Here is a 24,244-nt window from a genome sequence, read left to right on the forward strand (position 1 = left end):
CCACCCACCCCCACCCTTTACCCTTCGACCCCCACGGTGTAACAGTGTTACAGGCGCCTGGCACGACCCCCGCAAGTCACCGATGGCGAAGGGTGGTACGACATGGCACGCGTACGCTACGGAGCACGCACCGAGGCGGAGATCACCGCGGCGCGCACCGCCGGCTCCCGGCTTCCCGACATCTGGTCCACCGGCGTGGTCGCCGTCTGGGAGAGCGATCCGGACGCGGTCGCCGCCGTTCTGCCGCCGCCGCTCGCACCCACCGGGCGACCGCTGGTCCGGGCCACCATCAGCCGGGTCGAGCTGCCCGGCTACCCCCTGGGCGCGGGCTCGGTCGCCGTCGCGGCCGCGCACCACGGCACCGAGGGCTGGTATCCGCTCGTCATGCCGATGACCCACGAGCGGGCCCTGACCGGCGGCCGCGAGGTCTTCGGCGAACCGAAGAAGCTGGGCGAGGTCACCGTCGAGCGGGACGGCCCGGTGGTGCGTGCCGCGCTCGCCCGGCACGGCATCGCCTTCGTCGAGGTGCGCGGTGAGGTGAGTGGCCCGCTGCCGGTCCCGGAGCCGGTGCGGAAGACCGACTTCTACTTCAAGTTCCTTCCCGCCGTGGACGGTTCGGGCTTCGACGGCGACCCGGTGCTGGTGCACTGCCTGCGCCAGGAGAAGGTCCGCACCCTGGAGCGGATCACCGGCGAGGTCGTCATCCGGGAGTCGGCGTACGACCCCGTCGCCGACCTCCCCGTCCGCACGCTCGTCGAGCTCACCCTCGGCGAGAAGACCACCGACCAGCAGGGCCGGGTCGTCGAGCGGGTCAGCGCCCGGGATCTGCTGCCGTACGTCCACCAGCGCTACGACGATCCGCAGCAGCTCCTCGACGGCCCGCCCGAGGGGAGCGCCTGATGGAACTGCGGGCAGGACAGGTCGCGGTCGTCACCGGCGCCGCGAGCGGCATCGGCCGGGCCATGGCGCGCCGCTTCGCCGCGGAGGGGCTGTGCGTCGTCCTCGCCGACGTGGTGGAGGAGCCACTGCGCGCCGTCGCCGACGAGCTGACCGCGCAGGGCGCCCAGGTGCTGGCGCGCACCGTGGACGTCGGCGTCCGCGACGAGGTCGCCGCGCTCGCCGACGCCGCGTACGACGCCTTCGGCGCGGTCCATCTGCTGTGCAACAACGCGGGGGTGGGCTCCGGCGCCGAGGGGCGCATGTGGGAGCACGATCCCCGCGACTGGGAATGGGCGTTCGTGGTGAACATCTGGGGCGTCTTCCACGGCGTGCAGTGCTTCGTGCCCCGGATGCTGGCGGGCGGGGACCCCGGCCATGTCGTCAACACCTCCTCGACCGACGGCGGTATCGCGCCGCTGCCCACCGCGTCCGTCTATGCCGTCACCAAGGCGGCCGTGGTGACCATGACCGAGTCGCTGTACGCCCACCTGAAGGCCGAACGGGCCCCCGTCGGCGCCTCGGTGCTCTTCCCCGGTCCGCACATGCTGCGCACCGGCCTGTGGGAGTCGCACCGCAACCGGCCCGAGCGCTACGCCAAGTCCCGGCCGCGCCGTACCCCGTACCGCACCCTGGCCCAGTGGGAGGCGGCGATGAAGGAGGCCGGGCAGGAGGTCGCCTTCACGCCCGTGGAGGACGTCGCGCAGCAGGTCGTGGACGGCGTCCGGGCCGGCCGCTTCTGGCTGCTGCCGCCCGCCGCGCACACCGACGCGCAGATCAGGGCGCGGTCCGCCTCGATGCTCGACCGCGCCGCCCCGGCGTATCTGGAGCACTTCATCCTCGACCCGGACGACTGAGGGAGGTTCCGTCATGACGGACCCGCAGGCTTCCCAGGACCGGCAGTTCCCCGAGCAGGCGCAGGCCTCCGAGCAGGGTCAGTTGCCCGACCAGGGCCAGGCCCCCGAGCAAGGACAGCGCCCCGAGCGGCGCCAGGCCCCCGAGCACCGGCCCGGCGCGCACCACGACCTGCACGAGCCGTACCTGATCATCTCCTCCGACTGCCACGCCGGACTCCCCACCGAGGAGTACCGCCCCTATCTCGACGCCCGCTTCCACCGCGCCTTCGACGAGTTCCTCGGGCAGCGCGACGCCCGCCGCGCGGAGGCCACCCGCCTCGGCATCCGCAACGACGCCTTCGCCGAACGGTGGTTCCGGGACCACGAGGAGGGCCTGCGCGGCGGCTGGGATCCCGCCCAGCGGATCAAGGAGCTCGACGGTGACGGGGTCGCGGCGGAGGTCGTCTTCCCGGACGCGGACGCCGTCGACAGCGGTACGGCTGCCCCCTTCGGCGTGGGTCTCGGCCTCTCCGGCGACCACGACCCGGAGCTCGGCATGGCGGGCGCCCGGGCACACAACCGCTGGCTCGCCGACTTCGTCTCCGCACACCCCGAACGGCACTGCGGCGTCGCCCTGTTACCGGTCACGGCCGAGACCGGCCAGGTCGTCGCCGAGATCCACCGCGCCCGGGAGTCCGGGCTCGGCGCGCTGATGATCCCCGCCATGTGGGGCGGCAACGCGCCCTACCACGACCGCCGTTACGACCCGGTATGGGCGGCTGCCGCCGAGTGCGCGATGCCGGTGCTGACCCACTCCGGGTCGTCGCCCCGCCAGGAGTACGGGGACCACCTGGGGATCTTCGTGTCCGAGGTGACCTGGTGGCCGGCCCGCCCGCTGTGGTTCCTGCTGTGGTCCGGCGTCTTCGAACGCCACCCGGGCCTGCGGTTCGGCGTCGCCGAATCCGGCTGCTGGTGGCTCCCCAACCTCCTGTGGTTCATGGACCGCCTCTACCTCGGCGCCCACGGCGGCAAGAAGCTCTCCCCGTTCGCCGCCCTCAAACGCCCGCCGCACGAGTACCTCGACCGGCAGGTCTTCGTCTGCGCCACCAACACCAAGCGCCGCGAGCTCGCCCAGCGCTACGAGATCGGCGTCGACAACATCCTGTGGGGCAGCGACTTCCCGCACCCCGAGGGCACCTGGCCCGACACCCGCGGCTGGCTGCAAAAGACCTTCCACGACATCCCGGTCGCCGAGACCCGGCGGATGCTCGGGCTGTCCGCCGCCGAGGCCTTCGGCTTCGACACCGCCGCCCTGGCCCCGCTGGCCCGCCGTATCGGCCCCACTCCGGCCGGACTCGGCCAGCCGGCCGACCAGCCGGCGGTCGAGGCTTCGTGGGCCCGCTCGCGCGAGGTGGGCCGCCACTGGCTGACGGATCACGACTTCCCGGTACTGGGGGCCGCCCGATGACACCGGAGCGCTACACCGTCATCTCCGCCGACTGCCACGCCGGCGCCGACCTCCTCGACTACCGGCCGTATCTGGCCGCCCGGCACCACGAGGCCTTCGACGACTGGGCGGCGGCCTACGTCAACCCGCACGAGGACCTGCTGGCCGACACCGCCGACCGCAACTGGAACTCCGCCCGCCGGCTGGCCGAACTCGAAGCCGACGGCATCGTCGCCGAGGTCGTCTTCCCCAACACCATCCCGCCGTTCTTCCCCTCCGCGTCCCTGATGGCCCCGGCGCCCGCCACCCGTGAGGAGTTCGCGCGGCGCTGGGCGGGCCTGCGCGCCCACAACCGCTGGCTCGCCGACTTCTGCGCCGAGGCACCCGGCCGGCGGGCCGGCGTCGCCCAGATCCTCCTCAACGACGTCGACGAGGCCGTACGGGAGGTCCGCCGCACCAAGGAGGCCGGCCTCACCGGCGGCATCATGCTCCCCGGCACCCCGCCCGGATCCGGCCTGCCCGAACTCCACTCCGAGGTCTACGACCCGCTCTGGGCCGTCTGCGCGGAGCTGGAGGTGCCCGTCAACCACCACGGCGGCTCCGCCTCCCCGCCGCTCGGCGACGCACCCGCCGCCCGCGCCGTGTTCATGGTCGAGACGACCTGGTTCTCGCACCGCGCGCTGTGGCACCTGATCTTCGGCGGGGCCTTCCGCCGCCACCCGGGCCTGCGCCTCGTCCTCACCGAACAGGGCTCCGGCTGGATCCCCGGCGTCCTGGACATGCTGGACTACTACCACGGCCGGCTGGCCGCGGCCGCGTCCGCCGCCACCGCCGAGGCCAAATTCGGCGCCGGCCTGGGCGCGGCCATGGGCAGCACCCCGGCGGAGCTGTGGCGCGACCACTGCTTCGTCGGCGCCAGCTTCATGCGCCCGCACGAGGTCCCGCTCCGCCACCGGATCGGCCTCGACAAGATCATGTGGGGCAGCGACTACCCCCACGACGAAGGCACCCACCCCTACTCCCGCGAGGCGCTGCGCCTCGCCTACGCCGGTCTGCCGGCCGACGAGGCCGCCGCCATGCTCGGCACCAACGCGGCCCGCGTCTACGGCTTCGACCTCGCCCGCCTCGCCCCCCTCGCCGCCCGCGTCGGCCCGGCGGTCTCCGAGGTCGCCGTACCCCTGGACGAGGTCCCACCGGACGCCACCAGCCCGGCGTTCGCCCCGGGCGGGTCGCTCCGGGTGTGGTGAGGGGTGGCCCGTCACCGCGCCGGGTGCCCGGTGTGGTGACGGGAGCCCCCGGATCCTGTCCACGCCGTCGTCGACGGCCGCCGGACACGGCGAGGGCGGGTGCGCCGGTCGTCGGACCTCGATTCCGGCCGTCGTGGAGGGCTCCGCGGAGCGCGCCGCCGCACACAGCTGACGGCACGTCTCACATACTTATCGGTAACAACCCCTAGCGGCACCGCCGTCCACGCCTTTATGGTGCGGGGCATGCCGCACCTGCCCGATGTCGTGTTGTGGTCCGTACCGGCCTTCGTCCTGCTCACCGTGGTCGAGATGGTGAGCTATCGCCTGCATCCCGACGAGGACGCGGAGGGCTACGAGGTCAAGGACGCCGCCACCAGCGTCGGCATGGGCCTCGGCAGCCTGGTCTTCGACGCGCTGTGGAAGATCCCCATCGTGGCGATCTACGCCGCGATCTACGAACTCACCCCGCTGCGCATCCCCGTGGTGTGGTGGACGCTGCCGCTGATGCTGCTCGCCCAGGACTTCTTCTACTACTGGTCGCACCGCGGGCACCACGTCATCCGCATCCTGTGGGCCTGCCACGTGGTGCACCACTCCAGCAAGAAGTTCAACCTCACCACCGCCCTGCGCCAGCCCTGGACGACCTGGACCGTCTGGCCGTTCTACGTCCCGATGATCGCCCTCGGCGTGCATCCGGCCGCGATCGCCTTCACCTCCGGGGCCAACCTCGTCTACCAGTTCTGGGTGCACACCGAGCGGATCGGCTTCCTGCCCCGGCCCGTCGAGTTCGTGCTCAACACCCCGTCCCACCACCGCGTCCACCACGCCTCGCAGGGCGGCTACCTGGACCGTAACTTCGGCGGGATCCTGATCATCTGGGACCGGATGTTCGGCTCGTTCGTCGCCGAGACCGAGCGGCCGGTCTACGGCCTCACCAAGAACGTCGAGAGCTTCAACCCGCTGCGGGTGGCCACCCACGAATACGCCGCCATCGCCCGCGACATCCGCGCCGCGGACAGCTGGCGCGAGCGCGCCGGACGGGTGTTCCGCGGACCGGGCTGGCAGCCGGCCGCGGCGGCGGGCGCAGAGCCCGCGGGCCACGGCTCGCCGGCCCGCACCTCCGTCGAGGAGCCCGCCGCGTGACGGCACGGTGGCCACGGGCCGCGGGGCCGCTGCTGGGGCTGTTCGCCGTGCTCGCCCTGGTGCACCTCGGGGCGCTGCTCGGGGACGTCACGACCGTCGCACAGCTCACCAAGCCCGCGCTGATGCCGGTGCTCACCGGATACGCCCTGGCCCGCGGCGGCCCGCCGCTGCTCGCCGGCGCCCTGCTGTTCGGCTGCGGCGGCGACACCTTCCTCCAGATCGGCGGGGACCTCGCCTTCCTGGTGGGCATGGGCTCGTTCGCCGCCGGGCACGTCTGCTACCTGCTGCTGTTCGTCCGGCACGGTGCCCGGCCCGGCGGGGGGCGGCCCGGACTCGCGCCGGCGCTCGCCGCCGCGTACGGCGCGGTGCTGGCCGTCACCGTCGTGCTGCTGTGGCCGGATCTCCCGGCCGAGCTGCGGATCCCGGTCGCCGGCTACAGCCTGCTGCTCACCGCGATGGCGTTCGGCGCGCTCCGGGCAGGCCTCCTGGCCGCCGTCGGCGGGCTGCTCTTCCTGCTCTCCGACACCCTGATCGCCAGCGGCATCGCACACTGGCCGCAGCTGCCGCTGCCGCAGTTCTGGATCATGCTCACCTATGCCGCGGCCCAGTACGCGCTGGCCGGCGGCGTGCTGCGCGCCGCCGCCACCGCTCCCCGGCCCGCACCGGACCGCCCGCGGGCGCCGCGGACGGCGGACATACCGTCACCGCGTACACCCGCCGGATAGGCCCGGGCAGGGCAGGGAAAGCCCGGACAGGCCGCGGGACTTGAGTCTCCCCCCCCGTGGGAGACCCGAGAGTGGAGGGCATGTACGAGGACGGCACGGGCCTGCTCACCATCGGCGCACTGGCGCGCCTGACCGGTGTCCCGGTCAAGACGATACGGAACTGGTCGGACCAGGCCCTGCTGCCGCCCGCACCCCCGCGGGCTACCGGCTCTACGGCCCGGACGCCCCGGCCCGCCTGGAGATCGTGCGCAGCCTGCGCGACCTGGGCATCGGCACGGCGGCGATCCGGTCCGTAGTACACCGCGAGCGCACCATCGCCGAGACGGCGACGCAGTGGGCGGACGCGCTGGACGCGCGGGCTGGAGCGTCCGGGAGTTGCTCGACCACATGGTGTGGGAGAACCTGATGGCCGCCTCGATCGCCGAGGGCGCCCCGCGCGGCGACCTCGCCGCCGACCACCTCGGCGACGACCACCGCGCCGCGTTCGAGGACTCCGCCCTCGCCGCCCTCGCCGCCTTCACCGACAGCGGGATGCTCCACCGCACCTTCGGCCCCTACGAGGCGCCCGGCGCGATGCTCGTCCAGCAGGTCGTGGTCGAACTCCTCGCCCACGGCTGGGACTTGGCGCGGGCGACCGGCGCACCGACCGGCCTTGCGCCCCAGGTCGCGGAGGAGACCCTGGCCGCGGCCCGCAGGATCTACGGCGCCGCGCCGCGCACCGAGGGCGGCTCGTTCGCCCCGGAGCGCCCAGCCCCGCCCGGTGCGAGCGCCACGGACCGGCTGGCGGCCTTCCTCGGCCGCGACCCGGCCTGACCGCCCCGCCCGCGGGCCCGCGCACACCGCAGCGAAGAGGGCCGGGTGGCGCACCACCCGGCCCTTCCCGCACGTACCGGAAACCGTCCGGACGTTACTTCTTCACCGCGTCCAGCGCATCGACGATGCCGTAGCCGAAGTGGCTGTTGACGTGCTTGGTGCCGGTGCAGGTGGCGTCACCCGTGGGGCAGCCGGGGTTGTCCGCCTGCTCCTTGAGGAGCCACTGGAGCTCCTGCGGGCTGGACTTCGGGTGGGCGCTCTTGAGCAGCGCCGCGACGCCGGAGACGTGCGGGGTCGCCATGGACGTGCCGGCCAGGTAGGCCCAGTCACCGCCCGGCATGGTGGAGAGGATGTTGCCGTTCTTGGCGGGCAGCTCGGGCACCTGCCGGGAGTCACCGCCCGGCGCGGCCACATCGATCTGGCCGAGGCCGTAGTTCGAGTAGTACGACTTGAGCTGGTGCACACCCGTCGCCGCGACCGTCACCGTGCCCGGCAGCTGGGTGGGCACGTCCCAGCAGGTCTTGGGGTTGATGGTGCGCTGGACCGGGGTGGAGTCGTTCGGGCTGGAGGCGTCGGGCAGCTGGGGAGCCGCCAGGTCGAGGCCGGAGTTGCCCGCCGCGGCGACGTTGAGCACGCCCTTGCGCTGGGCGTAGCTCGCCGCCCGGCCGACCGCGTCGATGATGGCGGCCTGGTCCGCGTCGTTCTTGCAGTTGAACATCCACGGGTCGACGTAATAGCTGTTGTTGGTCACCGAGATGCCGTGGTCGGCGGCGAAGACGAAGGCGCACACCACGCTCTCGGCGTAGAAGAGGCTGGTCTCCGGCTCGCTGACCTTGAGGGCGGCTATCTTCACGCCCGGGGCGACCCCCGCCACGCCGACGCCGTTACGGGCCGCCGCGATGGTGCCCGCCACATGGGTGCCGTGGTAGTCGTCGTCCGGGTTCCAGGGCCGCCAGGCGCCCTTGGACGTATCGGCCACCCCGCCCACGCAGTTGGCGGACTGCTTCGCGGAGAAGTTGGGCTTCAGGTCGGGGTGGGTGTCGTCCACCCCGGTGTCGATGATGCCGACGGTGACGTTCCTGCTGCCGGCGTTCACCTTCGCGGCCTGGTCGGCCTTGATGGCCGGCAGGTCCCACTGCAGCGGTTCCAGCGGCTCCTCGCCGTTCGCCTTCGCCACGCTGCCGGCCGCCTTGAGCTGCGACTTCGACAGGTCGATCCGCTGCGGCTTGCCGACGTCGGTGGTGCCCTGCGCCTTCAGCGGCGCGGTGCGGGTCGCGCCCGCCGACTGCACGCCCGGCACCGTCCGCATCTCGGCGGCGAACTGCGGGTTGGCCGAGTGGACGACAGTCACGCCTATCCGCTCATGGGCGATGACCACCTTCCCGCCGGCCTTGGTTATCGCCTTCGCGATCCGGCCGGCCATGGTGTGGCCGGGCGTGGCGTTCACGACGTACGACAGCAGCGGGCCGCTGTCCGAGGCGGCGGCGGCCGGGGCGGTGTCCGTGGACGCGGCGGTGGCCGCGGTCGGGAGGAAACCGAGCGACGCCGTCAGAGCCAGTCCGAGCGGTACGGCCAGCGCCCGCGTGCGTCTGGATCGGGGATGAGCCATGGGTACTCCACATCATCCGTGAGACCGCCCGTGCACGGATTGCGCACGGGCGGATACATGAGAGGTGAAGTTATCGGCGATCAACGGCCCACAGCAATGGAACGGGGAGAAAACCTGTCAGGAGTGGCGAATTGATATCGCGTCAGTCCGTTTCGGTGCGCCCCTGAGAGGCCGTCAGGGCTGGTCCGGGTCGCCAGGGCCGGTCAGCCGTCGCGTCGCAACGCGGCGATGCTCAGCAGCGGCAGGGCGATCCGCGGGCCGTACCAGCGGCGCGCGGCCGCGGCCGGACCGGAGCGCGGCTCCTGCGGGGTGACGGGGAGCGGCGCCGGCAGCCGGACACTGCCGTAGGGGCGCCGACGGGGAGCGGGTGGCTGCGGGGCCTGCTGTGGCGGCGGGTTCACACCGGGCTCAACGAAGCGCCCCGCGCGCGGTGGCGGGCCGTCACGGCCATTCCGCGGATTCTTCTGGGATTCAACCAACGGCCCCCTGTCGCATCGTATGACGCACCTCTACCATGCGTGATCTACATCACTTACCTGAGCTTTACCGTCGGTCCAGCTCCTCCCGTGCAGCGCCGTCGGACCGGCACTGGGAACCCGCCCCTTCGCGTCAGGAGATTCCGTGAGCGCCGCACCGACCCTCGACCCGGGGACACACGAGCCGCCCGACTACCGCCAGGTGCAGTCGAGCGCGGAATTCGATGAACTCCGCCGCGCACACCGCTCGTTCGCCTTCCCGGTCACCGTCGCCTTCCTCCTCTGGTACCTCGGCTACGTGCTGCTGTCGAGCTATGCCGGCGGCTTCATGGCCACCAAGGTCCTCGGCCACCTCAACGTCGCCTTCGTCCTCGGCCTCGCCCAGTTCGCCACGACCTTCCTCATCGCCTGGTGGTACTCCCGGCGCGCCGCCGCGCGGCTCGACCCCAAGGCCGAGGCCATCAAGTCCCGTCTGGAGGGCGACGCATGAACCTCACCTCCCAGCCGCTCGCGCTCCCGCTCGCGGCCGGCGGCGCGGGCGAGCACCGCGCCCTGATCATCACCCTCTTCGCGGTCTTCGTCGCCGCCACCCTCGGCCTCACGGTCTGGGCCGGCCGGCAGACCAAGGGCGCGGAGGACTTCTACGCCGGCGGACGGCAGTTCAGCGGCTTCCAGAACGGCCTGGCCATCTCCGGCGACTACATGTCCGCCGCGTCCTTCCTCGGCATCGCCGGCGCCATCGCCCTCTTCGGCTACGACGGCTTCCTCTACTCCATCGGCTTCCTCGTGGCCTGGCTCGTGGCGCTGCTCCTGGTCGCCGAACCGCTGCGCAACACCGGCCGGTTCACCATGGGCGACGTCCTCGCCCACCGGATGCGCCGGCGCCCGGTCCGTACCGCCGCCGGTGTCTCCACCATCATCGTCTCGATCTTCTACCTGCTCGCCCAGATGGCGGGGGCGGGCGCCCTGGTCACCCTGCTCCTGGGCATCACCAGCGAGGCGGGCAAGATCCTGGTCGTCGTCCTCGTCGGCGTCGTGATGATCCTGTACGTCACCATCGGCGGGATGAAGGGCACCACCTGGGTCCAGATGGTCAAGGCGGTGCTGCTGATCGCCGGCACCCTGCTGATCACCTTCCTGGTGGCGCTGAAGTTCCACTTCAACATCTCCACGCTGCTCGGCGCCGCCGCGGAGAACAGCGGCAAGGGGTCCGCCTTCCTGGAGCCCGGCCTCAAGTACGGAGCCACCGCCACCTCGAAGATCGACTTCATCTCGCTGGGACTCGCCCTCGTCCTGGGCACCGCGGGCCTGCCGCACATCCTCATCCGCTTCTACACCGTCCCCACCGCCAAGGCCGCCCGGAAGTCCGTGAACTGGGCGATCGGCATCATCGGTGTCTTCTACCTGATGACCATCGCGCTCGGCTTCGGCGCCGCCGCCCTCATCGAGCCCGGGACGATCACCGCGTCCAACAAGGCGGGCAACACCGCGGCCCCGCTGCTCGCCGAGGCGATCGGCGGCGGCCCCGGCTCCACCGGCGGCGCCGTCCTGCTCGCCGTGATCTCCGCCGTGGCCTTCGCCACCATCCTCGCGGTGGTCGCCGGACTCACCCTCGCCTCGTCCTCGTCCTTCGCCCATGACCTGTACGTCAACGTCCTGCGCAAGGGCCGGGCCACCGAGAAGGAGGAGATCGGCGCGGCCCGCTGGGCGACCGTCGGCATCGGCGGTGTCGCCATCGTCCTGGGGGTCTTCGCCCGCGGGCTGAACGTCGCCGGCCTGGTGGCGCTCGCCTTCGCGGTCGCCGCCTCCGCCAACCTCCCCACTCTCCTGTACAGCCTCTTCTGGAAGCGCTTCACCACCCGGGGCGCGCTCTGGTCCATCTACGGCGGCCTCGCCTCCTCCGTCCTGCTGGTGCTCTTCTCCCCGGTCGTCTCCGGGAAGGAGACATCGATGTTCCCCGGCGCGGACTTCGGCTTCTTCCCGCTGGAGAACCCCGGCCTGATCTCCATCCCGCTCGGCTTCCTGCTCGGCTGGCTGGGGTCGCTGCTGTCCAAGGAGGAGCCGGACGCCGCGAAGTACGCCGAGCTGGAGGTCCGCTCGCTGACCGGTACCGGGGCCCACTGAGACCGGCCGCCGGTCCGTTCCCACAGGGCCCGGGCGGGGTGGCGTCGTAGAGAGCTACGACGCCACCCCGCCCACCTCGTGCTTCTCCGCCCTGCCCGCTTGTCACACCCATCACGTAGGCTCGAACACGTACCTGTCCGCGAAGGGCAGACATCGTGAGCCATTTCTCGGGGAGGGGGCCCAGTGCTCATCGACACCTACGGTCGTGTGGCCACCGACCTGCGCGTTTCACTCACCGACCGCTGCAATCTGCGGTGCACGTACTGCATGCCGGAGGAAGGCCTGCAGTGGCTCGCCAAGCCCGATCTGCTCACCGACGACGAGATCGTCCGGCTGATCACCATCGCCGTGCGGGACCTGGGCATCGAGGAGGTCCGCTTCACCGGCGGTGAACCGCTGCTCCGCCCCGGCCTGCCCGGCATCGTGGAGCGCGTCGCCGCCCTCACCCCGCGCCCCCAGATGTCCCTGACCACCAACGGCATAGGCCTGCAGCGCACGGCCGCCGCGCTGCGCGACGCCGGGCTCGACCGCGTCAACGTCTCGCTGGACACCCTGCGGCCGGAGGTCTTCCAGGCCCTGACCCGCCGCAAGCGGCACGACGACGTCCTGCGCGGTCTGGACGCGGCCCGCGCGGCCGGGCTGACCCCCGTCAAGGTCAACGCCGTCCTGATGCCGGGCCTCAACGACGACGAGGCCCCCGACCTCCTGGCCTGGGCGATCGCCCACGACTACGAGCTCCGCTTCATCGAGCAGATGCCCCTGGACGCCCAGCACGGCTGGAAGCGCGACGGCATGATCACCGCCGGTGACATCCTCACCTCGCTGCGCACCCGCTTCACGCTCACCCCCGAGGGCCAGGAGGAGCGCGGCTCCGCCCCCGCCGAGCGCTGGCTGGTGGACGGCGGCCCCCACCGCGTCGGGGTGATCGCCTCCGTCACCCGCCCGTTCTGCCGGGCCTGCGACCGCACCCGGCTCACCGCCGACGGCCAGATACGCACCTGCCTCTTCGCCACCGAGGAGACGGATCTGCGGACGGCGCTGCGCTCCGGAGCCCCCGACGACGAGATCGCGCGGCTGTGGGAGACCGCGATGTGGGGCAAGAAGGCGGGCTCCGGTCTGGACGACCCGTCCTTCCTGCAGCCGGAGCGCCCGATGTCCTCGATCGGCGGCTGAAGCGCCGGGCGTCTGAAGCGCCGGGCGGCTGAAGCGGTCAGCGGCTGAAGCGGTCGCCGGTTGAAGCGCTCGGCGTCTGATGCGGTCAGTGGCTGAAGCAGTCAGTCGGCGCAGCGGTCAGTGGCCGGCGGCCGACGCCTCCCACTCCTCCAGCGTCACCACGTCCTTCAGAAAGCCGCGCACGCCGAGGAACTGCGACAGATGCTCCCGGTGCTCCTCGCACGCCAGCCAGGTCTTGCGCCGGTCCGGAGTGTGCAGCTTCGGGTTGTTCCAGGCCAGCACCCATACGGCGGCGGCGCGGCAGCCCTTCGCGGAGCAGATGACGGCACTGTCGCCGCGGGGGGCGTCCTGGGGATTCGGGGAGTTCACGGCCTCAACCCTACGTCCTGCGCACCGGCCCTCAGGGCCCGCGGACATGACGACGCCGGGCAGCCACGGGGGGAGCCGCCCGGCGTCGGTCCGTCGCTCCGACGGGGGATGCGGAGCGCGTACGCAGTATGTCACGGGGGATGGTGCCTGGTGCACCGGAACTCCATGATTGATCTGAGCTTTTCTTGAGCTTTGCAGACCGCGCCGAGATCAACTGGGGTCGGGCCGCGGGCCGGACGTGCCCGTCGCCGGCCGGTCCGGAACGGGCTCCGCGGGGGCGTCGGAGGCCTCCCGCGTCAGCATCGGCCTGGTCGGCGCCGCGATGAACGTCTTCGGGACCGAAGTGGCGTTCTCCCGGCCCGCGTTGGCGATCACCACCGCGATGTAGGGCAGCGCCAGACCCAGCACCAGCGTCGCGATCGCCACCGGCCGCTCGACGTTCCACAGCACCACGGTCAGCACCACGGCCACCGTCCGCACCGCCATCGAGATCACATACCGGCGCTGCCGCCCGCGGACGTCCTCGGACAGGCCCTGCCGCGCTCCCGTGATCCGGAAGGCCTGGCCGCTGCTCTGCTTCCGCATCACTTCCACCACCTGCTCAGTCGTGCCGGATTCTCCCCGAAATCCGGTCGGATTCCACGGTACGCCGCGGTCGCGCCGGCTACGAGACCGGGTCGTGCCGTGCCCGCTCGGGCCCCGTCCGCCCGTTGCCCGGCTCCGGGGTGCGCCCGGGCCGCCGTGGGGCGACACTGAGGGGCGAACATCTGCACCGCGCCGCAAGAGGAGGCGTCATGACGTGGTTGTGGGCCATCATCGTGGGCCTGGTGCTGGGCCTGATCGCCAAGGCCCTCATCCCGGGCAAGCAACAGATTCCGCTCTGGCTGACCGTGATCTTCGGCATGCTGGGCAGCGTCCTGGGCAACTGGGCGGCCACCGGCCTCGGGGTCGCCGACACCAGGGGCATCGACTGGATCCGGCACCTGCTGCAACTGGCCGGTGCGGTCGTCATCGTCGCCATCGGGGACCGTCTCTGGGTCTCCCTGCGCGGCCACAAGAGACACGCCACCTAGGACACGCCACCTAGGACACGCCACCTAGGACAGGTCACCTCCTGGGACACCAGGGCGCGCCACCTGGCAGTGGCAGCGGACGTCCGGCCCTGACCGGCCCGGGCGCACCCCGGTGGCACACACGACAGGGGCGGCCGGCGCGCACCCGTGCGCACCGGCCGCCCACCGCTTCCGGCTCAGCGGCCGTCGAGCTGCGCCAGCTTCCGTCCGGCCTTCAGGTACGTCACCCCGGCCGTGTCCGCCAGCTTCTCGGCCAGGACCTCGCGCAGCGGACGGACGGCGTCGGCCTCCGCGAGCACCACGGTCTGCTGACCGTCGGCGCCCTCCACGACCAGCCGCAGCGCATTCTGCTTGGCCAGCCGCCGCGCCGCCGAGGCGCTCGGCGTGAACTCCAGCACGGTCGTCAGCACCGTCGCCACCGTCTCGGCGGCGTGCGCGGCGACCTCGACGACCGGCAGCGACTCCACGTCGGAGAACGACTTCTTGGAGAACTGCGCGATGAACCCGGCCCGCGCCGCCATCGCCGCGTCCAGGCCGTACAGCGCGGCCACCACCTCGCCCGCGAGGATCTTCTTCAGATCCATCGGGTGCAGCGAGCGGTCCGCGACCCGGCCCAGGGCGAGCCCGATCTCCTCGTCGGTCCACTCCGTCCAGGCCTTGAGGTACGGCTCCATCAGCCGGTCCGGCACCGACATGATCTTGCCGAAGACATCGTCGGCGGGCGCGCTCAGCCCGACGTAATTGCCCTTGGACTTGGACATCTTGGCGCCCGTGCCGTCCGTGCCCTCGATCAGCGGCATGGTGACGATCAGCTGCGGGGTCTGCCCGCGCAGCTCCATCAGCTTGCGGGCCATCTGCAGATTGAGCAGCTGGTCCGAGCCGCCGAGCTCCACGTCGCAGTTGAGCGCCACCGAGTCCAGGCCCTGCGCGACGGGGTAGAGCAGCTCCGTCATGGTCAGACCGGAGCCGGCCGCCAGCCGGTTGCGGAAGTCCTCGCGCTGCAGCAGCTGCGAGGCCGGCACGTGGGCGAGCAGCGCGAGCAGCTCCGGGAAGGTGTAGGGCGCCAGCCACTCGCTGTTCTGCCGGAAGCTGACCTTCTCGAAGTCGAAGAAGGGGCGTACCTGCTCGCGGTAGGTGGCGAGGTTGTGCGCGATGTCCTCGTCGGTCAGCGGCGGCCGCTCGGCGGTGCGGCCCGACGGGTCGCCGATCTTGGCGGTGAAGTCGCCGATGATCAAAGTGACGTCATGGCCCAGCCGCTGGAACCGGCTCAGGATGATCAGCGGGACCGCATGCCCCAGGTGCACATCGGTCGCCGTCGGGTCGATGCCCAGCTTGATGTGCAGGCCCCGGCCGGCCGCCCGGCGCTCCTCGATCCGCTCGGCCAGCTTGTCCACGCCCGGCAGGACCTCGACCGTACGGGACGCGATCAGCTCGGCCTGCTCCTTGGCCGACAGGTCCGTCAGGTCATAAGAGCGCCGGGCCGCCGTCTCCTGGAGCAGCTCCTGGACGGTGGCGTCCGAGGAGAGGTCGGTGGAGAGCAGCGCGATGGCGCGGGCGACGGATTCGCCGAGGCGTGTCATGGCGTTCCTGATCGATCGGTATTTCCCGTGAGGGAGGACAGGGCGTCCCAGAAGGGACGGGCAGAAGTCTATGGCCAGCGCAGCGGGCCCCACACACGGGTTTACGCGGGCGGGGCCCGGCACCGGGGGGACCGGTCCCGTCACACCCCGCGGCTGACCGAACTCATATGGAAGTCCGCGACCCGCAGGGCCGGCATCGCGGCCCGGGTGAAGTAGTCGCCCCACTCACGCGGCAGGGTCCGCTCCGTACGGCCCGCCTCCACCGCCCGGGACAGCAGATCCACCGGCGACTCGTTGAACCGGAAGTTGTTCACCTCGCCGGTCACCTCGCCGTTCTCGACCAGATAGACGCCGTCCCGGGTCAGCCCGGTCAGCAGCAGCGTCGCCGGGTCCACCTCGCGGATGTACCACAGGCAGGTCAGCAGCAGCGTGGGACCGTCGTGCCCGGAGGCCGCCACCATCTCGTCCAGCGAGCGTGAACCGCCGCCCTCCAGGAGGAGGTTGTCGATACCCGGCGCCACCGGGAGCCCGGTCAGCCCGGCGCTGTGCCGGGTGGTCGGCAGCCGGTGCAGGACGCCCTCGCGGATCCACTCGGTGGGCGCGAGCGGCAGCCCGTTGTCGAAGATCGAGGCGTCGTCGCCGGAGGAGTGGGCCAGGACGAACGGGGCGCACTCCAGACCGGCCGCCCGCGGGTCGCTGTGCAGCGTCAGCGGCAGCTCGCTGAGCCGCTCGCCCAGCCGGGTGCCCGCCCCGGGCCGGGCCGCGTCCGAGCCGTCGGCCGGCCGGGAGAAGACCGTACGGCCCTCCGCGGCGTCCCGGGCCCCGGACGACCACATCTGGTAGATCAGCAGGTCGGCGACGGCGGTCGGCGGCAGCAGCGTCTCGTACCGCCCGGCGGGCAGCTCGATCCGCCGCTCCGCCCAGCCCAGCCGCCGGCTCAGCTCGGTGTCCATCTCCCGCGGATCGACATCGCTGAAGTCCCGGGTCGCCCGGCCCGCCCAGGCCGAGCGGGGTTCGGCGCCGGAACCGGCCGACTTCGCGTTCAGCTCCAGGGTCCCGGTGGGCTGGTCGTGCCGCAGCCGCAGCCCGGCCGAGGTGCCCAGATACGACGAGACCACGCCGTGGTGCGCGAAGCCGTACAGCTCCCGGCCGCCGGAGCGGGCCTGCAGGAAGGCCTCGCCGAGCGCCGGTGCGAACGCCGCGAACACCTCCGAGGAGGTCTCGGCGGGCGCCTCGGTGAAGTCGGCGGACGCCTTCTCGCCGCCCACCAGCGGCTGCGCGTCCTCGGCGGGCCCGGCCTCCCGGGCCGCCGCCTCGGCCGCCCGGACCAGCGGCTCCAGCTCGTCCGCCGTCACCGCGGAGCGCGTCACGACGCCGGACGCGGTGCCCTGCCCGCCGTCGACGGTCGCCACGACGGTGAGGGTGCGGCCGCGGGTGACGCCGTTGGTGGTGAGCGCGTTGCCCGCCCAGCGCAGATTGGCGCTGGAGTGCTCGTCGGCGATGACCACACAGCCGTCGGCCCGGGAGAGCTCCAGGGCCCGCTCGACGATCTCGTGCGGCGTAGTGGTGCGACGGCTCATCGACCGGCCTCCTGCGTCGTGTTCGGCATGCTCACGAGGGTCACGCCCCGGAAGAGCCGGTCCCCGTGCCCGGTCCTACGGAGACGGCGACCGGCGCACCGGACGTACCCCGGGGACATCGCGAACATCCCCCTCCGACAGGCATCTGTGCAGGTCAGGCGGCTCTTCATGGTCTACCTCAATCCCTGTCCATACCGGTTCAGCCCGGACTCCGCGGGGTCTGGTGACGATGTGGTGTCGACCTGGGAGCAGAGCTTATCGGCGGCCGCCGCGCGGGCGGAGACGGACGCCGGCCGACCGGAGCGGGCGGCGGCAACCGGAGCGGGCGGCGGCAACCGGGACGGGCGGCTCTCCGGCGCGGCGTGGCCACGATGGCTCGCCGCTGGTCCGTGACCGCGAGCCGGCCGCCTGTGTCATGAGGGCTGCACGCCCCCATCAACACTCGCTGAGCGCGCCTTCCAGGCGCTCACGAAAGGGTGGCAGGTGCCCTTCTGCTGAAGCTACTACGTGTTCCAGCGTGTTCATGACCGTAAGCAGCTCAGCGATCTCTCCGGGTGCCGGACTGATGCTCACGAAAGCAGCCAAATACTGTTCCGCTTTTGCCCAGTCCGACATCATGCAGTGAGCAAGGAAAAGGTTACCTACATCCGCGACCGCTGCCGATGACAGGTCGGAATGATCAGGAGTGCACAGCTCGACCACGCGCATCAAATGTGTTTGGCTTCCTGGGTCTTGCACGGCATAGAGCACAACTGCCGTCTCATAGTGAACCCACGCGTTTTCAGGGTCGAGTTCGATGGCGCGGCTGAGATCGGCCTTGGCCTCCTCGTACCGACCTGAAACGCGGTGGACAACGCCACGATTGGTCATGGCAAAGGAGTTTTCGGGGTCGAGTTCCATGGCGCGATCGAGGTCGGCCAGGGCTTCCCCGTACCGGCCGGCAACGCGATAGGCGTAGCCGCGGTTGGCGATGGTCCAGGCGCTGTCGGGGTTGAGTTCCACGGCGCGGGTGTAGTCGGCCAGGGCTTCCTCGTGCCGGTTTGCAAGGTGGTGAATTTCGCCCCGGCTGGCGAGGGCCCACGCATATTCGGGGTTGAGTGCGATGGCGCGGTCGAGGTCGGTCAGGGCTTCCTCGTACCGGCCCATGGACTGGTATGTCTGGCCGCGGCTGGCGAGGGCCCACGCATATTCGGGGTTGAGTTCGATGGCGCGGTTGAAGTCGGTCAGGGCTTCCTCGTGCCGGGTGGCAAGGCGGTGAGTCTCGGCGCGACTGGCGAAGGTCCAGGCGCTGTCGGGGTTGAGTTCCACGGCGCGGGTGTAGTCGGTCAGCGCTTCCTCGTACCGGTCCATGGAACGGTATGTCTGGCCGCGGCTGGCGATGGTCCAGGCGCTGTCGGGGTTGAGTGCGATGGCGCGGTCGAGGTCGGTCAGGGCTTCCTCGTACCGGCCCATGGACTGGTATGTCTGGCCGCGGCTGGCGAGGGCCCACGCATGGTCGGGTTCGAGTTCGATGGCGCGGTTGAAGTCGGTCAGGGCTTCCTCGTGCCGGGTGGCAAGGCGGTGAGTCTCGGCGCGACTGGCGAAGGTCCAGGCGCTGTCGGGGTCGAGTGCGATGGCGCGGTTGTAGTCGGCCAGGGCCTCCTCGTACCGGCCCATGGCGTGGTACGTCTGGCCGCGGCTTTCGATGGCCCAAGCGATGGTGGGTTCGAGTTCGATGGCGCGGTCGAAGTCGACCAAAGCCTCCTCGTTCCGGCTTGTAAGGCGATACGTCTCGCCGCGGCCACGGAAGGCACGGGCCGTCTGTTCATGGTCAAGAGCCGAGGTGTAGTCCGCCAAAGCTTGCGTGTAGTTGCCGGCCGTGCGGTACTCCCAGCCTCGGAGGATGTAGGCGTGGGACCGCCCTGAGGAGTCCAGTCCGCCGCGGGAGAGAAGCAGTGCCAAAGCAGCCACGCCGGGATCGGGACCCTCCAGAACGGCCAGCAGTTGCCGTCCCCAGTCGCGAAGGGCAGCGGCGTTGGCGTCCTGGCCGGCCCGTGCCAAGGTCTGGGCCCAGCGGCGGAAGGTCGTGATGTCGTGATCATGGGCGTAGAGGAGTTCACGCAGGGCATGGGGGAGTGCGGTGCGGTGATCTGCGCACAGTCGGTGGTAGGTCTCCTGCAGCCGATGGTTGCGCCACCGCTCGTCTTCCCACCAGCTGTCGGGTGACGCAGCACCGTCTTGCAGCTGGGTACACCGTTCTCTGAACGCGTCGGCCAAACGGTTGTGTTGCTCCTGCCAGGGCAAGGGAGACTGCTGGCGTTGCAGGCGGAGCATCGCAGTCCGTACCACGTCGTGGTAGTGGCAACGGCCGGCGCGGTCGATGAGGAAGGGGAGTGACCTGAGCCAGCTGAAATGTTCCCTGGCCTCCTCATCGTCCACGACCGTGCGGTAAATGTCCTCGTCGAGTTCCTGGGGGAGCGCACAGGCCAGAGCGGCGGCGCGACGGGCGGGGTTGGTCTCCCACTTGAGGAACCGCTCCACGGCGGTGCCACTGGGATCCCCCACCTCGGCGATGCTGCCGGGACGCCCCTCCGCAAGCATGGAGACCAAGACCGGCAGCCGCCCGGACAGTTCCAGGATCACCTCGGTGATCCGCTCGTCGGTGATGCCCTTGACGGCCAGGAGCTGGCGCGCCTCGGCGTCCGTGAACACCTCCAGCGGAAGATCGGTGACCAGGTCGAGCCAATCCCCCCAGCAACGGGCATTCAGCTGAGCTTGCCCTGCCAGGACCACCAATACATTCGCGGGCAGGTGCCCGTACCGGTCACTGACCAGAATGTCGCGTAACCACTCGTCCCACAGTGGCCCGGTTCGCTCGTAGGTGTCGAAGAACAGCACCACCCACGGCCGACGCGCTGCGGCTTCGGCTATGCCCTGGAGGAACACCGGAGTGAGGGTCTGCAGCGGAGACAGGACCAGCTGGACGTCCTCGTGGCTGCGGAATCGGGCACTGAGTATCGCCTTGACCCGGTCGGCCCCGGCCGCGACCTGATTGGGGTCGAGCGCACCGGTGAAAGCCCCGACCCCGGGGATCATGCCCAATCCCACCAGGCCGAGCTGCGAGACGATTGCACTGGAGGGCGAGGGGCCCTGCGCCTCTCTTCCTTGTGCCGACCCCGTCGCCTCGCCGGAGGACCCGGCCGTGGCCGCGCCGGCATCGGCTTCGTGCCGACGCTGCCGGTAGGTGGTTAGCAGCTTGTCGAAACTCTTGAGTTCGACCCCTTGTTGGGCGAGCTGCGAGCTGATGGCTTCCATGGCCTCGACCACGTCCGCTGCTGATTCGTCCACGTAAGCCGTGAGGGCCTGCGCCTCGCGGGCCACGCTCTCCAACTGCCGCACCAGGGTGGACTTGCCGACGCCGGCCGGCCCATGGATGTGGAAGAGGAATTGTGTGGCCTCTTCCGGAGACTGCCGCAACGCATCCTTGAACGCGGCCTGCTCTCCTTGGCGTCCGACCAGTCCGTCTCTGCGCCGTCGCCGGATCAGCTCCTGTCGTGAAGGACCCCGCCCCGTCACCTGTACCCCCAGTCGAAGTGACCGACAGATCGTCTCTGCCATGTTCCCTCAGGAACCCTCCCGCCGCCCTCGGAAGGCTCGTTCTCATCGGCGGCGGGGCGGCCCGCGGCGCCCCCTCAGGTGCGCCCCGACTCGGCCGACGTGTTGAGGATGTTCACGTTCCGGAACAGCGCCGACGGGCAGCCGTGGGAGACGGCTGCGACCTGGCCCGGCTGGGCCTTGCCGCAGTTGAAGGCGCCGCCCAGGACGTAGGTCTGGGGTCCGCCGACCGCCGTCATCGAGCCCCAGAAGTCGGTGGTGGTCGCCTGGTAGGCCACGTCGCGCAGTTGGCCGGCCAGTCGGCCGTTCCGGATGGCGTACGCCCTCTGCTGGGTGAATTGGAAGTTGTAGCGCTGCATGTCGATGGACCAGGAACGGTCGCCGACGAGGTAGATGCCGCGGTCCACGCCCGAGATCAGTTCCTCGGTGGAGGGGCCGGACGGCGCCGGCCGGAGCGAGACGTTGGCCATCCGCTGGACCGGGACGTGGTCCGGCGAGTCCGCGTAGGCGCATCCGTTGGAGCGCGAGAAGCCGGTCAACTTGGCGATTCTGCGGTCGAGTTGATAGCCGACCAGGGTTCCGTCCTTGATCAGGTCCCAGGACTGGGCGGCCACCCCCTCGTCGTCGTAGCCGATCGTCGCGAGGCCGTGCTCGGCGGTCCGGTCGCCGGTCACGTTCATCAGCGCGGAGCCGTACGCCAGCTTGCCGAGCTGGTCGAAGGTGGCGAACGAGGTGCCCGCGTACGCCGCCTCGTAGCCAAGGGCCCGGTCCAGCTCGGTGGCGTGCCCGATCGACTCATGGATCGTCAGCCAGAGGTTGGAGGGATCCACCACCAGGTCGTAGGTGCCGGCCTCGACCCCGGGGGCGCGCATCTTCTCCGCGAGGTGCTCCGGGATGCGGGCCAGTTCCCCGTCCCAGTCGTAGTGGGCGCCGGTCAGGTACTCCCAGCCGCGTCCGACCGGCGGGGCGAGGGTGCGCATCGAGTCGAAGTCGCCGCTCACCGGGTCCACGGCGACCGCCGTCAGCTGCGGATGCAGCCGCACCCGCTGCTGAGTGGTGCTGGTGCCTGCGGTGTCGGCGTAGAACTTGTTCTCCTGGACGGTCAGCAGCGTGGCGTCCGCGTGGGCCACGCCCTCGGCGGCCAGCAGCCGGGCGCTCCAGTCGGCCAGCAGCCCGGTCTTCTCGGCGTCCGGCACGTCGAACGGATTGATGTCGTACGAGGAGATCCAGGTCCGGTCCGGATGCACCGGTTCCGCAGCCAGCTCGACCCTCTCGTCGGAGCCCGCGGCCCGGATCACCTTCGCCGACAGCTTCGCCATCGCCACGGCCTGCGCGGCCACCCGCGCCGCCGCGTCCATGGTCAGATCCACCCCGGACGCGAAACCCCAGGCCCCGCCGTGCACCACCCGCACCGCGTACCCGAGGTCGGTGGAGTCGGAGGTCCCGGCCGTACGGGCGTCCCGCAGCCGCCAGGCGGCGCTGCGGATCCGCTCCAGGCGGAAGTCCGCGTGGTCGGCGCCCAGCGCGCGGGCGCGGGCCAGCGCGGCGTCGGCCAGCGCGCGCAACGGCAGCGCCAGGAACGAGTCGTCGAGGGCATGGGGTGCAGGCAAGAGAGTCCTCCCGTGGTCGGCGCCTGCATCATCCCCCGCGGGGCGCCCGCGGCCCAGAGCGCAGGGGGGCCGGCACGGTGAGTCGGCCAGGGCGGCGGGGAGCCGGGCCCGGTCGCGACACGGCCGACCGGGCCGCCGGGGAGCGGTCCCGGGGGCGTGGTTCTGTGGGATCCCGACAGTCACCGGCGCATGCGCCTGTCCGTGCTGGATTCCACGGAAGCGCCCCGTGACCGATAGTTTCGTATCGAACGCAGGACGGACAGGAAACGGAAAGGGTGATCTCTTGAGCCGCTCGGTTCTGGTCACCGGAGGTAACCGCGGCATCGGCCTCGCCATTGCCCGTGCCTTCGCCGAGGCAGGCGACAAGGTCGCCATCACCTACCGCTCGGGCGAGCCACCCGCGGGGTTTTTGGCCGTGAAGTGCGACATCACGGACAACGAGCAGGTCGAGCAGGCGTACAAGGAGATCGAGGAAAAGCAGGGTCCGGTCGAGGTGCTGGTGGCCAACGCCGGCGTCACCCGTGACCAGCTGCTGATGCGGATGTCCGAGGAGGACTTCACCTCGGTCCTGGAGACCAACCTCACCGGTACGTTCCGGGTGGTCAAGCGCGCCAACCGCGCGATGCTGCGGGCCCGCAAGGGCCGGGTCGTGCTGATCTCGTCCGTGGTGGGCCTGATGGGCGCGCCGGGCCAGGCGAACTACGCCGCCTCCAAGGCCGGGCTGGTGGGCTTCGCCCGCTCGCTCGCCCGGGAGCTGGGCAGCCGCAACATCACCGTCAACGTCGTCGCCCCCGGCTTCGTCGACACCGACATGACCCGTGTGCTCACCGATGAGCAGCGGGAGGGCATCGTCAAGCAGGTACCGCTCGCGCGGTATGCGCAGCCCGAGGAGATCGCCGCCTCGGTCCGCTTCCTGGCCTCCGACGAGGCCGCGTACATCACCGGAGCCGTCATTCCCGTCGACGGCGGATTGGGCATGGGTCACTGATCAGCATGAGTGGAATCCTTGCAGGCAAGCGCATCCTGGTCACGGGTGTCCTGACCGAGTCGTCGATCGCGTTCCAGGCGGCCAAGGTCGCCCAGAACGAGGGCGCCGAGGTCATCCTCACCGGCTTCGGCCGGCTCTCGCTCGTGGAGCGGATCGCCAAGCGGCTGCCCAAGCCCGCTCCGGTCATCGAGCTGGACGTCACCAACCAGGAGCACCTGGACGGGCTGGCCGACAAGATCCGCGAGCACCAGGGCGAGGGTGCCCGGCTCGACGGCATCGTGCACTCCATCGCCTTCGGTCCGCAGGGCGCCTTCAACTTCCTGGAGGCGGAGTGGTCGGACGTGGGCACCGCGGTGCAGGTCTCGGCGTACTCGTACAAGTCGCTGACGATGGCCTGTCTGCCGCTCATGGAGCACGGTGGCGCGGTCGTCGGCCTCACCTTCGACGCGCAGATCGCCTGGCCGAAGTACGACTGGATGGGCGTGGCCAAGGCGGCGCTGGAGAGCACCAACCGCTACCTGGCGCGCGACCTCGGCCCCAAGAACATCCGCTGCAACCTGGTCTCGGCGGGCCCCATCAAGTCGATGGCCGCCAAGTCCATCCCCGGCTTCGAGGAGCTGGCGGACGTGTGGAACCACCGCGCCCCGATCGGCTGGGACCTGGCCGACCCGGAGCCGGCCGGCCGTGGCGTCGTCGGCATGCTGTCCGACTTCTTCCCGCGGACGACGGGCGAGATCGTGCACGTCGACGGCGGTGTGCACATGATGGGCGCCTGACGCCCCGCACTTCGTCCGTACTGCCCGTCCCGGTGTGCCGGGGCGGGCAGTACGCATGTGTGCCGCGGGAATCCCGCCGTCCGCCCCGCCGCGGGAATTACCACCCGCTGCCTGCCCCGACGCGGGAATAACGCCCCTGCCCGCC

General features: G+C 71.1%; 22 protein-coding genes. 14 read left to right on the forward strand and 8 right to left on the reverse strand.

The genetic code is table 11. The features are described from left to right. Positions 1-102 precede the first annotated feature (102 nt). The 8 genes from EST54_RS26920 (at position 103) to EST54_RS34920 (ending at position 7,147) form a co-directional block, all read left to right on the forward strand. A complete protein-coding gene (locus EST54_RS26920; RefSeq protein ID WP_129250318.1) occupies positions 103-900 on the forward strand; it encodes an acetoacetate decarboxylase family protein in 798 nt (265 codons plus the stop codon). Further along, entirely contained in the window at positions 900-1,793 is an 894-nt protein-coding gene (locus EST54_RS26925) for an SDR family NAD(P)-dependent oxidoreductase (RefSeq protein WP_129250319.1), read from the forward strand. The genes EST54_RS26920 and EST54_RS26925 overlap by 1 nt, the downstream gene beginning before the upstream one ends. Positions 1,794-1,806: 13 nt before the next feature. Next, positions 1,807-3,240, forward strand: a complete 1,434-nt coding sequence (locus tag EST54_RS26930; RefSeq protein WP_239012206.1) for an amidohydrolase family protein — start codon at positions 1,807-1,809, stop codon at positions 3,238-3,240. Continuing rightward, positions 3,237-4,466, forward strand: a complete 1,230-nt coding sequence (locus tag EST54_RS26935) for an amidohydrolase family protein (RefSeq protein WP_129250320.1) — start codon at positions 3,237-3,239, stop codon at positions 4,464-4,466. The genes EST54_RS26930 and EST54_RS26935 overlap by 4 nt, the downstream gene beginning before the upstream one ends. A 243-nt stretch (positions 4,467-4,709) precedes the next feature. Beyond that, on the forward strand, positions 4,710-5,609 hold the full coding sequence (locus tag EST54_RS26940; protein ID WP_129250321.1) for a sterol desaturase family protein: 900 nt from the start codon (positions 4,710-4,712) through the stop codon (positions 5,607-5,609). Continuing rightward, a complete protein-coding gene (locus EST54_RS26945; protein WP_129250322.1) occupies positions 5,606-6,334 on the forward strand; it encodes a lysoplasmalogenase in 729 nt (242 codons plus the stop codon). Before EST54_RS26940 ends, EST54_RS26945 begins: the two co-directional genes overlap by 4 nt. A gap of 80 nt (positions 6,335-6,414) precedes the next feature. After that, positions 6,415-6,630, forward strand: coding sequence for a MerR family DNA-binding transcriptional regulator (locus tag EST54_RS35665; RefSeq protein WP_239012320.1), 216 nt, complete (start codon positions 6,415-6,417; stop codon positions 6,628-6,630). Between the two features lie 37 nt (positions 6,631-6,667). Then, positions 6,668-7,147: a TIGR03086 family metal-binding protein gene (locus EST54_RS34920; protein WP_244942624.1), complete on the forward strand. Its 480-nt coding sequence runs from the start codon at positions 6,668-6,670 to the stop codon at positions 7,145-7,147. Positions 7,148-7,241: 94 nt separating this feature from the next. On the opposite strand, the gene EST54_RS26960 is transcribed toward EST54_RS34920, so the two are convergent. Together EST54_RS26960 and EST54_RS26965 are read right to left on the reverse strand one after the other, a co-directional pair. Continuing rightward, the gene (locus EST54_RS26960) at positions 7,242-8,756 is read right to left on the reverse strand and encodes a S8 family serine peptidase (protein ID WP_129250323.1); all 1,515 of its coding nucleotides are present in this window, start codon (positions 8,754-8,756) and stop codon (positions 7,242-7,244) included. Positions 8,757-8,959: 203 nt separating this feature from the next. Further along, positions 8,960-9,157 carry a hypothetical protein gene (locus tag EST54_RS26965; protein ID WP_129250324.1) on the reverse strand — a complete coding sequence of 66 codons (198 nt, stop codon included), beginning with the start codon at positions 9,155-9,157 and terminating at the stop codon, positions 8,960-8,962. Positions 9,158-9,377: 220 nt separating this feature from the next. On the opposite strand from EST54_RS26965, the gene EST54_RS26970 reads away from it, so the two are divergent. The 3 genes from EST54_RS26970 (at position 9,378) to moaA (ending at position 12,529) form a co-directional block, all read left to right on the forward strand. Continuing rightward, positions 9,378-9,722 carry a DUF485 domain-containing protein gene (locus EST54_RS26970; RefSeq protein ID WP_129250325.1) on the forward strand — a complete coding sequence of 115 codons (345 nt, stop codon included), beginning with the start codon at positions 9,378-9,380 and terminating at the stop codon, positions 9,720-9,722. Then, positions 9,719-11,356 carry a solute symporter family protein gene (locus EST54_RS26975; protein WP_129250326.1) on the forward strand — a complete coding sequence of 546 codons (1,638 nt, stop codon included), beginning with the start codon at positions 9,719-9,721 and terminating at the stop codon, positions 11,354-11,356. The genes EST54_RS26970 and EST54_RS26975 overlap by 4 nt, the downstream gene beginning before the upstream one ends. 183 nt (positions 11,357-11,539) lie before the next feature. Further along, the gene (gene moaA, locus EST54_RS26980) at positions 11,540-12,529 is read left to right on the forward strand and encodes a GTP 3',8-cyclase MoaA (protein ID WP_129250327.1); all 990 of its coding nucleotides are present in this window, start codon (positions 11,540-11,542) and stop codon (positions 12,527-12,529) included. A gap of 117 nt (positions 12,530-12,646) precedes the next feature. On the opposite strand, the gene EST54_RS26985 is transcribed toward moaA, so the two are convergent. Together EST54_RS26985 and EST54_RS26990 are read right to left on the reverse strand one after the other, a co-directional pair. Further along, positions 12,647-12,898, reverse strand: coding sequence for a hypothetical protein (locus tag EST54_RS26985; protein ID WP_129250328.1), 252 nt, complete (start codon positions 12,896-12,898; stop codon positions 12,647-12,649). 210 nt (positions 12,899-13,108) lie between these two features. Then, a complete protein-coding gene (locus EST54_RS26990; protein WP_129250329.1) occupies positions 13,109-13,483 on the reverse strand; it encodes a DUF3099 domain-containing protein in 375 nt (124 codons plus the stop codon). 209 nt (positions 13,484-13,692) lie between these two features. Between EST54_RS26990 and EST54_RS26995 the strand changes: the two genes are divergently transcribed. After that, positions 13,693-13,971, forward strand: a complete 279-nt coding sequence (locus EST54_RS26995; protein ID WP_129250330.1) for a GlsB/YeaQ/YmgE family stress response membrane protein — start codon at positions 13,693-13,695, stop codon at positions 13,969-13,971. Between the two features lie 176 nt (positions 13,972-14,147). Here the strand turns inward: EST54_RS26995 and tyrS are convergent, their stop codons facing one another. From tyrS to EST54_RS27015, 4 genes are all read right to left on the reverse strand, one after another. Next, positions 14,148-15,551 (reverse strand): tyrosine--tRNA ligase, encoded by a 1,404-nt coding sequence (gene tyrS / locus EST54_RS27000; RefSeq protein ID WP_129250331.1) that lies wholly within the window; start codon positions 15,549-15,551, stop codon positions 14,148-14,150. A 140-nt stretch (positions 15,552-15,691) separates the two neighbouring features. Beyond that, positions 15,692-17,131 (reverse strand): metallopeptidase TldD-related protein, encoded by a 1,440-nt coding sequence (locus tag EST54_RS27005; RefSeq protein ID WP_129250332.1) that lies wholly within the window; start codon positions 17,129-17,131, stop codon positions 15,692-15,694. Positions 17,132-17,566: 435 nt separating this feature from the next. After that, on the reverse strand, positions 17,567-20,728 hold the full coding sequence (locus EST54_RS27010; RefSeq protein ID WP_129250333.1) for a tetratricopeptide repeat protein: 3,162 nt from the start codon (positions 20,726-20,728) through the stop codon (positions 17,567-17,569). A 74-nt stretch (positions 20,729-20,802) separates the two neighbouring features. Next, entirely contained in the window at positions 20,803-22,335 is a 1,533-nt protein-coding gene (locus EST54_RS27015; RefSeq protein ID WP_129250334.1) for a TldD/PmbA family protein, read from the reverse strand. Positions 22,336-22,618: 283 nt separating this feature from the next. Here EST54_RS27015 and fabG point away from each other — a divergent pair, with 283 nt between their 5' ends. Then, positions 22,619-23,323, forward strand: coding sequence for a 3-oxoacyl-[acyl-carrier-protein] reductase (gene fabG, locus EST54_RS27020; protein ID WP_042161552.1), 705 nt, complete (start codon positions 22,619-22,621; stop codon positions 23,321-23,323). Between the two features lie 5 nt (positions 23,324-23,328). After that, on the forward strand, positions 23,329-24,099 hold the full coding sequence (gene fabI, locus EST54_RS27025) for an enoyl-ACP reductase FabI (RefSeq protein WP_006606409.1): 771 nt from the start codon (positions 23,329-23,331) through the stop codon (positions 24,097-24,099). The last annotated feature ends 145 nt before the right edge of the window (positions 24,100-24,244 follow it).

Origin of the sequence: Streptomyces sioyaensis, assembly GCF_004122735.1 — a bacterium.
In the GTDB taxonomy this organism is placed as follows: domain Bacteria; phylum Actinomycetota; class Actinomycetes; order Streptomycetales; family Streptomycetaceae; genus Streptomyces; species Streptomyces sioyaensis.

Bases quoted from the DNA above. Each gene is read 5' to 3' on its own strand.
- EST54_RS26920 (WP_129250318.1), top strand. From the start codon at position 103: ATGGCACGCGTACGCTACGGAGCACGCACCGAGGCGGAGATCACCGCG.
- EST54_RS26925 (WP_129250319.1), top strand. From the start codon at position 900: ATGGAACTGCGGGCAGGACAGGTCGCGGTCGTCACCGGCGCCGCGAGC.
- EST54_RS26930 (WP_239012206.1), top strand. From the start codon at position 1,807: ATGACGGACCCGCAGGCTTCCCAGGACCGGCAGTTCCCCGAGCAGGCG.
- EST54_RS26935 (WP_129250320.1), top strand. From the start codon at position 3,237: ATGACACCGGAGCGCTACACCGTCATCTCCGCCGACTGCCACGCCGGC.
- EST54_RS26940 (WP_129250321.1), top strand. From the start codon at position 4,710: ATGCCGCACCTGCCCGATGTCGTGTTGTGGTCCGTACCGGCCTTCGTC.
- EST54_RS35665 (WP_239012320.1), top strand. From the start codon at position 6,415: ATGTACGAGGACGGCACGGGCCTGCTCACCATCGGCGCACTGGCGCGC.
- EST54_RS26960 (WP_129250323.1), bottom strand. From the start codon at position 8,756: ATGGCTCATCCCCGATCCAGACGCACGCGGGCGCTGGCCGTACCGCTC.
- EST54_RS26975 (WP_129250326.1), top strand. From the start codon at position 9,719: ATGAACCTCACCTCCCAGCCGCTCGCGCTCCCGCTCGCGGCCGGCGGC.
- EST54_RS26990 (WP_129250329.1), bottom strand. From the start codon at position 13,483: ATGCGGAAGCAGAGCAGCGGCCAGGCCTTCCGGATCACGGGAGCGCGG.
- EST54_RS26995 (WP_129250330.1), top strand. From the start codon at position 13,693: ATGACGTGGTTGTGGGCCATCATCGTGGGCCTGGTGCTGGGCCTGATC.
- tyrS (WP_129250331.1), bottom strand. From the start codon at position 15,551: ATGACACGCCTCGGCGAATCCGTCGCCCGCGCCATCGCGCTGCTCTCC.
- EST54_RS27005 (WP_129250332.1), bottom strand. From the start codon at position 17,131: ATGAGCCGTCGCACCACTACGCCGCACGAGATCGTCGAGCGGGCCCTG.
- EST54_RS27010 (WP_129250333.1), bottom strand. From the start codon at position 20,728: ATGGCAGAGACGATCTGTCGGTCACTTCGACTGGGGGTACAGGTGACG.
- fabI (WP_006606409.1), top strand. From the start codon at position 23,329: ATGAGTGGAATCCTTGCAGGCAAGCGCATCCTGGTCACGGGTGTCCTG.